12 protein-coding genes are annotated in these 11400 nt (G+C 65.4%); 10 read left to right on the forward strand and 2 right to left on the reverse strand.

All coding sequences use genetic code 11. The annotated features are described in order from the left end of the window. Positions 1 to 951: 951 nt before the first annotated feature. On the forward strand, positions 952 to 1377 hold the full coding sequence (locus tag AC50YC_RS19510; RefSeq protein ID WP_494954927.1) for a VOC family protein: 426 nt from the start codon (positions 952 to 954) through the stop codon (positions 1375 to 1377). Positions 1378 to 1704: 327 nt separating this feature from the next. Continuing rightward, entirely contained in the window at positions 1705 to 2007 is a 303-nt protein-coding gene (locus AC50YC_RS19515; protein ID WP_494954928.1) for a hypothetical protein, read from the forward strand. A gap of 371 nt (positions 2008 to 2378) precedes the next feature. Here the strand turns inward: AC50YC_RS19515 and AC50YC_RS19520 are convergent, their stop codons facing one another. Continuing rightward, entirely contained in the window at positions 2379 to 3416 is a 1038-nt protein-coding gene (locus AC50YC_RS19520; protein WP_494954929.1) for an NADPH:quinone reductase, read from the reverse strand. Positions 3417 to 3479: 63 nt separating this feature from the next. Between AC50YC_RS19520 and AC50YC_RS19525 the strand changes: the two genes are divergently transcribed. The 7 genes from AC50YC_RS19525 to AC50YC_RS19555 all read left to right on the forward strand — a co-directional run bounded on the left by AC50YC_RS19525 (position 3480) and on the right by AC50YC_RS19555 (position 9315). Then, positions 3480 to 4289, forward strand: coding sequence for a hypothetical protein (locus tag AC50YC_RS19525; RefSeq protein ID WP_494954930.1), 810 nt, complete (start codon positions 3480 to 3482; stop codon positions 4287 to 4289). Positions 4290 to 4423: 134 nt separating this feature from the next. After that, entirely contained in the window at positions 4424 to 4810 is a 387-nt protein-coding gene (locus AC50YC_RS19530) for a VOC family protein (RefSeq protein ID WP_494954931.1), read from the forward strand. Positions 4811 to 4855: 45 nt separating this feature from the next. Then, positions 4856 to 5101 carry a hypothetical protein gene (locus AC50YC_RS19535; RefSeq protein WP_494954932.1) on the forward strand — a complete coding sequence of 82 codons (246 nt, stop codon included), beginning with the start codon at positions 4856 to 4858 and terminating at the stop codon, positions 5099 to 5101. Positions 5102 to 5166: 65 nt separating this feature from the next. Continuing rightward, positions 5167 to 5640 carry a MarR family winged helix-turn-helix transcriptional regulator gene (locus tag AC50YC_RS19540; protein WP_494954933.1) on the forward strand — a complete coding sequence of 158 codons (474 nt, stop codon included), beginning with the start codon at positions 5167 to 5169 and terminating at the stop codon, positions 5638 to 5640. Continuing rightward, entirely contained in the window at positions 5637 to 6620 is a 984-nt protein-coding gene (locus tag AC50YC_RS19545) for a zinc-binding alcohol dehydrogenase family protein (protein WP_494954934.1), read from the forward strand. The genes AC50YC_RS19540 and AC50YC_RS19545 overlap by 4 nt, the downstream gene beginning before the upstream one ends. Positions 6621 to 6692: 72 nt before the next feature. Further along, entirely contained in the window at positions 6693 to 8027 is a 1335-nt protein-coding gene (locus tag AC50YC_RS19550; protein ID WP_494954935.1) for an MFS transporter, read from the forward strand. A 115-nt stretch (positions 8028 to 8142) separates the two neighbouring features. Further along, complete coding sequence (locus tag AC50YC_RS19555; RefSeq protein WP_494954936.1) at positions 8143 to 9315, forward strand: luciferase domain-containing protein; 1173 nt, start codon at positions 8143 to 8145, stop codon at positions 9313 to 9315. A 432-nt stretch (positions 9316 to 9747) separates the two neighbouring features. Here AC50YC_RS19555 and AC50YC_RS19560 read toward each other — a convergent pair whose 3' ends face one another. Further along, complete coding sequence (locus AC50YC_RS19560; RefSeq protein WP_494954937.1) at positions 9748 to 10371, reverse strand: cysteine hydrolase family protein; 624 nt, start codon at positions 10369 to 10371, stop codon at positions 9748 to 9750. Positions 10372 to 10617: 246 nt separating this feature from the next. Between AC50YC_RS19560 and AC50YC_RS19565 the strand changes: the two genes are divergently transcribed. After that, positions 10618 to 11259 (forward strand): NADPH-dependent F420 reductase, encoded by a 642-nt coding sequence (locus tag AC50YC_RS19565; RefSeq protein ID WP_494954938.1) that lies wholly within the window; start codon positions 10618 to 10620, stop codon positions 11257 to 11259. Positions 11260 to 11400: the final 141 nt, after the last annotated feature.

Below are 11400 nucleotides of genomic sequence, written 5' to 3' on the forward strand. Positions count from 1 at the left end.
CCAACGGGGTCGTCGTCTCCACCGACGGCGGAGTCACGTTCCGGCCCGCCGAGGCCTCCTGACCGCACGAGCACTGCAGGATCTGCGCCGAGACCTTCCGCCGGTGTGAAGGGCCTGTGCCTCCCTGCTTGCCACGTTGGCCTGAGTATCAGCCGGCCCTCCGCGGGGCGGTGGGGATGCGTTGAGAACCGGCCCGGGTGGAGCGGGGCCCTCGGACTCTACCTGTCCGCCGAGGCCGCGCGAAGACTCGGATTAACTCTGAAGCGAAAGGCGCCGGTCATGATGTGGGGCTACGGCCAGGGCATGGGATTGACGTGGCTCTGGGCTCTTCTGCTACTCATCGGGATCGCGCTGCTGGTATTGCTCGCGGTCAGAGTCTTCGGCGGCGGCGTCCGTAATGGATACGGACCACCAGGCCCCCAGGGGCCAGGTGGACCGCCGCCTGCCGGAGGGAGCAGGGCCCCCGCAGGGACCGATAAGTGAACATTTGGGCGCACTCAGAGGCCCCTAAGCCCGTGAACAGGGAAAACACGTGCCCGAGGTGGGACTCGAACCGGGTTCCAGCCCTTGCAAACGCTGGACTCCCGCTGAAACATACGGGGCGGCCCGGTTCGGCACCGGTACGAACCAGTCCGAGACCCAAAGTGTGGACACTGTCCACACCCCCGATCTTCCCCACCAAGGCCTCCCCCTAACTGCCGCACCCGACCTGACAGGGTGCGGCACTTCTCTGTATCTACATATGACCCGTCCGTCGGATTCCACGAGCGGCCGCGGCCTGGTCAGGCCCTCGCTTGTTGGGGACTCTTGGGCATGCCGCGCAGGGCTCTTGGTTGCCGGGCTTTTCATATCGGTTCCACCTCCGTTCATCCCCTTCATGGTCCGCAACGTCGAGAGCCGCATGACCGGGCGAAGTGACATAGTTGTTGCATCCGAACGGAAGGCGGCCCCATGTCCTATCCATTCCAGGTGACCTTTGACTGCCACGACATAGAGACGATGATGCGGTTTTGGGCGGTGGCCCTCAGCTACAGCCTCCAGGAGCCGCCTGAGGGATTCTCGAGCTGGGCTGAATTCGCCACGAACCAAGGCACCCCGGAGGCGCTCTGGCGTGCCGCCGTCATTGACCCGGCCGGCGAAGGCCCCCGCATGTTCTTCCAGCCGGTCCCTGAAGGAAAGACGGCGAAGAACCGGATACATCTAGACATCAATGTCAGCGAGGGTGCCCAGTTGAGCGCGGACGGACGCCGACTGGCCCTCGCCCACGCCGATCGCTGCGTGAACGCTGGAGCCACGCTCGCCACCGTGTTCGACTGCGACGACGGCTGGCACATCGCCATGCTCGACCCGGAAGGGAACGAGTTCTGCATCCAGTGACTGTCCCCGGGATACTCCTGAAGGCAACAAGACATCGGCCAGTACGAGCACACACGGCGCATGGCCTATGTGCGCGGTCCGGAAGGGATTATCGTGTCCGTGGCCCAGAGGTACCACACAGCCACAGCACCAGCACCAGCTAGCGTTCCTGAGACGTCCAAGGCGGGCCTTGCCATCAACCCTTTGTTTGATTCGACTGCTGATTTCGCGCACAACCGGGGCGCTGGCCGTCTCAGGTGCCCTGCTCACCGCAACTTCGCTGGCTGGCCTCGTCGGGGTCGCATTTGTCTTAACCTCGTCTTTCCCTACGTTGACCCGGGTGTAATCATGGCGTTGCGTGCGGGCCCGCTCGGTATCGCCCTGACAGTGGTATCAGTGCTGTTCCTGCTCGGCACCATGGTCTTCATGGTGGCTCTCTGGCGCAACTCAGGTGTACCGAAGGGCGCTGTCCTGCTGTACACCGCGAGTGCCATTCCCATCGCCTTGCGAACGATCTTTCCGGAGACTGTGCTGCAGCTGGGTCTGATCGGCCTGGCCGTGACTATTTTCTGGCTGGCCACCTGGCTGCTCCGGAACATCCCTCACGAAAACGCCGACCGGACCGCGGCCCGGGCCAGGCAACAGGCGTGATTTCGGGCTAGTTCGGTCACGTATCCGGAACAGCTCGGCTCCCAAGGTTCGGAAAGCCTTCGGCAGCACGACGGGCGCACTAAGTCATCCGGAAGCGCCGGGCTGGTGCGGCGACTCCTGTTAAGCGACCGGACCGGACCCGGCAGCTCGTCGTCGAACTGGAACGCGGACGCACACCGACGGCGGCCTCAGCCAGATAGAGTGCTATTTGGGCGTCGTCCAGGAGGCTGTCCGAGAACCCGGCGGCTGTCCAGCAAGGAGATACCCGTGTCGTCACCAAACTCGACAGATTCGCCGAGCGGTCCGGACTACTCGGCCCGCTCCGTCCCGCCGCTGCACGGCGTGATGATCCACGAAAGGCCCCCGGAGCGTTATCGGCAGCCTGCTGACACATCGATCAGCACCTTGCCGACGATGCTCTCTTCCACCGCCGTGTGGGCCGCAGCCGTGTCAGCCAGGTCAAAGCGATGCAGCGGCAGGCCTGCGGCGTCCCCCACCGGAAGGGCGCCGTCGGCGATGGCCGCATTGATGTCCTCGGCGGCGGCGTGCACCGCCGCCATGCCAACGGTGTAGAGCAACACGAACTGGTAGCGGACGTTGAGGCTGAAATGCCTGCGCACGTCCAGGCTCACCTGATCGCCGCCGTTGTTGGCGTAGACCGCGATGGAGCCGCGGTTGCGGATCACTGCCAGATCTAGTTCAGCGTTCTGCGCCGGTGCCACCTCCACGATCTGGTCGACGCCCTCGGGAGCGATCCGGCGGATCTCCGCGGCCGCGTGGGTTTCCCGGTAATTGATGACGTGATCGGCGCCGGCGGCCGTGACCAGTGCAGCCTTCGCCGGTCCGCTCACGGTCGTGATCACAACGGCGCCGGCCCACTTGGCGAGCTGGATCGCCGCATGGCCGACGGCGCCGGCCCCTCCAGCGACGAGAACTACTTTGCCGGCCAAGGTTCCCGGGCGCAGCCGCCGCGGGCCGTCCTCGGCGATGGTCAGGGCCCGGTGGGCGGTGATCGCGGGAACGCCCAGGCTTGCGCCGAGGTCGAACCCGGCATTCTCCGGCAGCGGAAAGACCCGCTCGGCCGGCAGGACGGCGAACTCCTGCGCTGTCCCGCCGTCGGCGCGCTGGTAAGCAGCCAAGGCCAGCCAGACCCTGTCACCGACGTGGAGGTGCTCGACGCCGGGTCCGACAGCGTCCACCACTCCGGCGCCGTCCTGGTTCGGCACGACCTCCGCGAAGGGCAAGGGCTCCCCCGGTTTGGCGCCGCGGCGCGACTTCCAGTCGGTGGGGTTCACTGCGGAGACCATGATCCGTACGCGCACCTCCCCGCGCTCCGGGTCACGGGTCTCGCGGTCGACGAGCTCGAGAACAGACGGATCGCCGGTGGCACGGTACACGATTGCTTTCATACTCAGACCTAACGCCGGCCCGGACCTTAAATTCCCGCCGCGTCGCGATAAACTGGAGCGATCATGATCGGTGCCCCGCTCCGTCTTCTGGTCTGGTTCGTCATCCTAGCGACCCTCATCTCGGCCTGCGCGCCCGGGGTCAGACTCGATGAGGCCACCGCCGATCCGCCGATCCAGACCTCCTCGGCCCCGCCGGCCGCACGCGATGACGTCCCCGCTCCTCACCGGCCCCCGTCCCCCACCCCGACGCCGGTTCCCATGCCGCCCCCGGCGCCGCCGGCGTTCGCCCTCAACCTCTACCAGGAGGGCGACTTCGTGCCGCAGTACACCTTTGACTGGTGTGTGGCGGCGAGCATCCAGATGATGCACAACCTCATCGACGAGACCGGGGCCGGCGCGTGGACCGATCGCGTCCAGCAGGGGGAGCTGTGGGAGATGGCCCGGGCACGGTCGTTCAACTCGTTCGACGGTGCCAACCCCTTGGGTTGGGCGGAGGTGCTAACCGAGGTCGGGATGGGGCCGTACGCCGTCGTGAGCGTCGCCGACTATGAGGAAGCGCTGCAGACCGCGGCGCGCGCCATCTCCGACACGGATCGGCCGGTCGGGCTGGTCATGTGGCGCGGCCGCCACGTATGGGTGATGAGCGGCTTCGAGTCGCTCGGCGATCCCGACCAGTTCCCGGAGTTCCCGGTCACCGGCATCCGTGTCCAGGATCCGCTCTACCCGTACGGCGATGACCAGTGGGGACCGTCCCCCGCGCCCAACGCCCTGCTCACCCCCGAACAGTTGGCGACGCAGTTCGTCGTCCGCGAGCCGCGACGCTGGAGCAGCGATATGCCGACCGGCTACATGCTGGTGCTGCCGATCGCCTAGGCCTGATCAGCCCTGAAAGCCCTAATTCCGTGATGCTGACCCATGGAGGTTCCAAGGACCTAGCGGCCGCTCTTGAAATCTGAACGGCGTTGGGCGTAGATGGTCGCAGACTAGACACACCCGAGGAGGTCACCATGACGGTCACTTTCAACCACACCATCGTTTACGCAACGGACAAGCGCCATTCGGCGGAGTTCCTGGCCAATGCGCTCGGACTGCCGGAACCCCAAGCCATGTGGTCTTTCATGACCGTGCCCCTCGACCACGGAGTGGCCCTCGATTTCGCCACGGCAGACGGGCCCATCTCCCCGCAGCACTACGCCTTCCTGGTCAGCGAGGAGGACTTTGACGGAATCTTCGCAAGGATTCAGGCCCAGGGCATCCCCTACTGGGCAGACCCGGGACGGTCTCGCCCGCAGCAGATCAACCACAACGACGGCGGACGTGGCGTCTACTTCGCGGATCCTGACGGGCATTTCCTTGAAGCGATCACGCGTCCGTACGGATCGGGCGCTGCATGAAGTCCTGGGTACGCTGACGGCCGCGAACGTCCCCCGCTGGTCGGCGTGGCGATCAATGAAAAGCCTCTCCCGACGCCGCTCATCAACCTCGTGCTGTCCGGGCGGCGCATCCAAGGGACCATCTGCTACACCGGGGCCGACCATTCAGCAGCGATCGACCTCATGACCAAAGGTCACTACAAAACGACAGGGTGGGTCGAGGACATCCCCTCGGCGGAGTGGTCCAGTAAGGGTTCGAGAAAACTCCGGGCCGGCCAGAAAATGAAGCAGCTGATCGATCCTGCTCTCTGATCACATCGACAAAAGTAGAATTCAAGGAAGTATCTTCCGTGGAATCTATTTGCTAGTCTTGACCCATGGACTCCAGAGACGATCCCACCGCCTTCTATCCGCTCTTCAGTGCGCTGACCCGCCTCGAAACGGAGTTGTGGGACGCGGTTGACGCCCGCCTGCGACTGGAATGCGGCCTCCCCCTCGGCAGGTACGAGGCGATGGTCGTCGTTGCCTCCGTTGGCGCCTGCAGGGTGTTCGACATTGCGTCGGCACTGTCCATTACGGTGGGCGGCGCCAGCAAGCTCATTGATCGGGTCGAAGCGGCGGGGTTCTGCTCGCGGAAGATGAACCCGGGCGACCGGCGTTCCTCCCTCCTGGAACTCACACCGGCCGGGGCCACTGTGGTTGATCAGGCCCGTCAAGTCGTCGAGGCCGAACTTGCCCGCTGGTTCACCCCGGTCCTGGCCCGGCAGGAGGCCAGCACCCTTCTCGAACTCCTGGCACGTGTGCGCAGTGCGCAACGGCCTGCGCTGGACTCCCAGGCGGCCCGGCAGTGAGCGGCGCCACCATGCGGGCCGTTGTGCTGGACGGCCCCGGGCCAGCTGAGGCTCTGGTCATCCGGGATAGGCCAATCCCCGTACCCCGGTCCGGCCAAGTGCTCATCCGGGTCCGGGCGTTCGGGCTCAACCGCTCGGAACTTCATACCCGCCTGGGCCTGGCCGAAGGCGTTACCTTTCCCCGTGTGCCCGGGATCGAAGCCGTCGGGGAGGTGGTGCACTCCCCCGGCGGCGAATTCGGCGCCGGGCAGAAGGTCGTCACCCTGATGGGCGGCATGGGCCGCGTGTTCGACGGCGGCTACGCCGAGTACACGTGCGTGCCGGCACGCCAGGTCATTCCGTTCGAATCAGACTTGCCCTGGCCCATCATCGGCGCCATCCCGGAAATGCTCCAGACGGCACAGGGCTCCCTCACCGTCGGCCTGGACATTCGCCCCGGCCAGAGCCTGCTCATCCGCGGCGGCACCTCGTCCGTCGGCATGGCCGCCGCCATCCTTGCCAAACACGCCGGGCTCACCGTCCTCGCATCAACGCGCAACGAGGCCAAACGGGAGTCACTCGCCTCGATCGGCGTCGACCACGTCCTGATCGACGACGGAAACCTGGCCTCCGTCGTGCGCCGCATTGTTCCCGGCGGCGTGGATGCCGCCCTCGAACTCGTCGGCACCCCGACCCTGCGCGACACGCTGCACACCACCCGGGTTCACGGCGTCGTCTGCTTCACCGGCATGCTCTCAAACCAGTGGACCATCCCGGACTTCTATCCCATTGACTACATCCCCCGGGGCGTCCGGCTCACCTCCTACACAGGCGGAGCCGCAGACCTTCCCCGCAATGTGCTTCAGGACTTCCTGCAGGCCGTCAGCGACGGAACCGCCATTGTCCCCATCGGCAAGATCTACACCCTCGATGACATCGTCCAGGCCCACGCCGACATGGAGGAAAGCCGCACCAGCGGCAAACTCGTCGTCACCACCTAAAGCCTCCGAACCGTTACGGCCCGCACTTCGCCGGGTCGGGTTCTTCCATGCCTCCAACCCAGGACCATACCTATGCCACTCCTCGCCCCTTCAGGCCGCCCCCCTCGGCACCCGGCACGCCGGTCGGCAACCTATCTGCTGCCGGCCCAACGCCCTGACGCGCTGCCGAAGGTCTCCATCGCCGTCGCCGCCCTGTCCACCATCGTCGAGTGGTACGACTTCACCCTGTATCTCTTCATGGCAACGGTCCTTTCCCGGGTAGTCTTCGGCGGAGGCCCGGATTCCCTGCTCGCCACCCTCGCCATATTCGCGGTGTCGTACGTGCTCCGGCCGGTGGGCGCCCTGCTCTTCGGGCGGTTTGGTGACCGGTTCGGGCGTCGCCCCGTTCTCCTGGTGAGCATGGCCCTCATGGCGGTGGCCATGCTCGGGACCGCACTACTCCCCACCTATGCGCAGGCGGGCGCCGTGGCGGGCGGGGCGTTCCTTGCCCTGCGGTGCGTCATGGCGTTCTCCGTGGGCGGCGAGTATCCGGCGGTGAGTACGTACCTTTTTGAAGGCGCCCGGCCCGGACGCCGCGGCCTGGTCACGGCCCTGGCGTCCATGGCGAGCGAGATTGGGGTCCTGCTGGCCGTCGCGGTCTCTGCCATCACGACGACGATGCTGGACCGGGCGGCGCTGGATGACTGGGGTTGGCGTATTCCTTTTGCAGTCGGTGCGCTCCTGGCCGTGGCAACGCTGGCGGCCCGGACCAGACTTGGGGAGACCCCCGTCTTTGCCCAACAGCAGGCAACGGACCAAGTGCACGAACCTGTCCGGTTCGTTCTTCGCACCCAGCGGGCCGGCCTCTACAGGACGTTCGCCATTTCCGCGTTGGCGTCGATTACCTACTATGTAGGCGTCATCTACGTGCCGACCTACCTGACGTCGGTCTCCGGTTTTCCGGAGGCCAGCTCGTTGTGGCTATCCACCGCAGCCTCCGTCACGGTCATTGTGGTGGCGCCCTACGCCGGCGCGATCTCAGACAGGATCGGACGGCGGACGACGCTGCTGTGGCTGTGCGTCCTTGCCATCGTCCTGCCGGTACCCATGTTCGCCCTGATGTCCTTCACTTCAGGAGCGGCCGCACTTTGCGGGGCCGTCGTCTTGGCCTGCGCGGCCGGCGGCGTTACCGCCGTCGCAGCATCCGCGGCCGCCGAACAGTTCCATCCTGCCGGCAGGCTCACGGGGCTGGCGTTGGGCGCGACGTCGGCGACAGCCGTTTTCGGCGGCTTGGCACCCTATGTGGCAACTCTGCTCACCCAGCTCACAGGGTGGACACTCCTGCCCGGCGCCCTCGTAGCCGTGGTGGCGCTGGCGGTGCTCCCCGTCCTGGCCCGGGTGCCAGAAACATCCGGCAAGCGTTTCTGATCCAGGAGTCGATCCAGGAATACTTGACCGCGAACGATGGTTGAAGCTTCAACTAGCCACAATACCGACGAACCGAGCAGGAGCCATCATGCAAGTCCCCGATCAGCCTACGGCCGTGGAAGAACCACCCCCGAGCCCATCACATGTGGTGGCAACCGCGGGCTCCTCCGATCCGGCGGCGCCACTGGTGGTGCTGTTGCATGGCCGCGGCTCAAGCGAGCGTGAGATCATTGCCCTTGCTGACCAGTTGCCGCCAGGCCCCGCCTACGCCGCAGTACGGGCTCCCATCGCCGAGGGCGGCGGATATGCATGGTTTGCCAACCGTGGCATCGGCCGCCCGATTGCGGAGTCGCTGGCTGCTTCCATGGCGTGGTTCCGAAACTGGCTCGATACTGCTGCCCCGGACGGACGGCCTGTCGTGCTCGTCGGCTTCAGCGGGGGCGCCGCATTTGCGGGCGGGCTCATACTCGCAGATCCGCGACGCTTTTCCGGAGCGGCCATTCTCTATGGCACGTTGCCGTTCGACGCCGGGGTCCCCGTCACGCCGGCCCGGCTGACCGGGCTGCCGGTCTTCGTCGCCCAGGGCGACCAGGACAGGATTATCCCGCCGGAGTTGCTGAACCGCACGTGGCAGTACCTGCTGGCCGAATCTGCAGCCCCTGCCTATGCCCGCCGCGACCCTGGGGGGCACCACCTCAGCACTGAGACGCTCGGTGAACTCGGGGGATGGATTCACCAGCGTTTTTCGTTCCTTACCCGTCCAGACGCAGATGAGCGCACCGCTGACAGCGTATATTGGGCGGCGCTGCCGGAGGGGCACCTGCCCCTCCGCGCCGGTCAGCGTCCCGCAGTGTCATGGACCATCCCGCAGGAACAGCTCAGTGACAACGCGCCACTGGAGCTTCAGGAAAGCTTGTTCGCCCGGATCCGTTTGCTCGGCGGCGTCTCAACCTCGCAGTCCGCGATCTCCGTCCCGGGTGCGCGGGGCCTCATGGTGAAGCCGGCGCCCGATGCCTCCGTCGATTCGTTCTTGGTTCCCTCAGCCGGTGAGTTTGCCCACCAGCACCCTTCCCATGACGGCTCGCTCCACCTGGCCCTGCCGCCGGACCTGGTCGCGGACGCCGTCGCTAAGGGCTGGGCGACGGCCCACCCGCTGGCCGGGATCCGATTGGCTCGCGGCATGGTCATGGTCTACGGGCCCCGCGACGAGAATGAGCTGCACGTGGTTGCCGCAATGGTAGAGACCAGCCACGCTTACGCCACAGGGGCTAACGCCGATAGGTCGTAACGCCTTCCGGCGGGGCCCGCGCGTTGCCCCACTAACCTCATCGCCGCATCTCCGACCAAAAAAGGCCGGCTGGGACCCTCCCAGCCGGGCTTTTTGGAATCTATTGCTTATCATCCTGGCCAGCGGAGTTCCCGGACCCCTGGAGACAGCCGGCTCCGAGGTCGCTGTGGCTTGTCAAAAGATGACGACCGGCTTGATCGTCTTGCCGCTCCTGGAGTTTTCGAAGCCCTGGTTGATGTCATCAAGCGTGTAGTCACTGACGAGTTTTCGAAGGGGACCCGGCCGGCTTTCCAGGGCTGGATCCGCCGCGGGATGAAGACCTGCGGCACAGAACTGCCCGATCGTGACCTTAGTTGCCGACCCCCAGCCCTGACGGTCTCCTCCATCAGGCCCGGGAGCCGGCCGGACAAAGACCGACGCCTGACTCTGGGGTCAGCGCTCCGAACGCTCTGTGGTGGCGAATGAGGTCTCCACCGCATCCGTGTCGACTATCTCGGTGATGTTATTAAGCGCGAATCCCAGAGCCGCCTCCTGCCATTCGGCATTGATGCTGGACGTTGCATCGGAGACGACGACTACGCGGTACCCGTGGTCTGCGGCATCCCTTGCGGTGTGCTCCACGGCCATGTTGGTCCACACGCCCACCACCACCACGGTCTTGGTGCCCAGGTTCCGCAGCATGATATCCAAGGGAGTGCCGTTAAATGCACTCATCCGGATCCGATCGATCACGATCTCGTCACCGACCGGCTCGGTGCCCTCGACAGCGGACGCCCCCCAGGAGCCCACCTTCAACGACCCGGGGCCGAGCATCCTAAAGATGGGAGCGTTGTCACCGCCGACATCGCGGCCGGGATAGACCACGATGCGGTTGTGGAATACCGCGGCGCCAGCAGCACGCGCGGCATCCAGGACGCGTACCACATTGGGGACGACACCCTGCTGGACTGCGTGCGCCGCCGCCCCCGTGCTCGCAAATGCCCCGTCCTCGTGGAGATTGTCGTTCTGCATGTCGACCACCAGGACCGCAGTCGAGCGGCTATCGAGTGTGAACATCACTTACCTCAGGCTTCCGATCGACCCACGCCGATCCATTAGTTTTGTTGGGCCGCGAATCCGCGAGACACCATACATTCCGCAGAACTATATTCCATGGAAGCATAGATTCCCTCCCCCTTCAAATGCTTGACGCTTCAATCTAAAGCCTGTTATATTTAGTTGAACCTTCAAGCAACGCTCCCCCAAGAGAAACAGAATCTGATGAAATCGCTCCTGGCTCGCATCCTCGGAAAGAAGACTCCAATGACCAACCTCACCATCATCGGTAACGGCAACATGGCCCGTGGCATCGCAACCCGCGCTCTCGCCGGCGGCCTGACCGTCGAGATCCTCGGACAGGACGCTACCAAGGCCCAGGAACTGGCCGCCGAGCTCGGCGCAAGCGTTACCTTCGGCACCACAGCCGACGCCCCGCAGGGTGACATCGTGGTCCTGGCCGTCCCCTTCGACGCCGCCAAGTCCGTCGTAATCGCCTACGGCGACGCTCTGGCGGGCAAGACTGTCGTCGATATCACCAACCCGGTGAACTTCGAAACCTTCGATTCCCTGGTCGTGGAGCCCGGGAACTCCGCTGCCGAGGAAATCGCACAGCTTGCCCCCGCCAACGCCAACGTGGTCAAGGCGTTCAACACGACCTTCGCAGGTACCCTGGTGGCCGGGGAGTCGGGCGGACAGCCGCTGGACGTCTTCATCGCCGGGGACAATGCGGAAGCAAACGCTGCCGTCAGCGGCTTCGTCAGCACCGGCGGCATGCGCCCCTTGGTCGTCGGTCCGCTCAAGCGCGCCCGCGAACTGGAAGGGTTCCAGTTCGTCCTCATGACGATGCAGGCCAATCCGGAGTTCGCCGACTTCAACTGGGACACCGGACTTCAGGTCACCAAGTAGGAGCGGTCCGGCAATAGCCGACCCCCGGTTAGCCAAGAGGACGACGGCGGGAACTCTCCCGCCGTCGTCCTCTTTCGTCCCGGATGATCACTGCCAGTGCCTCCGAGCGAAGACCAGTCGGTGCCTAGTACACGATGACAG

This window comes from Pseudarthrobacter sp. MDT1-56, assembly GCF_059383555.1.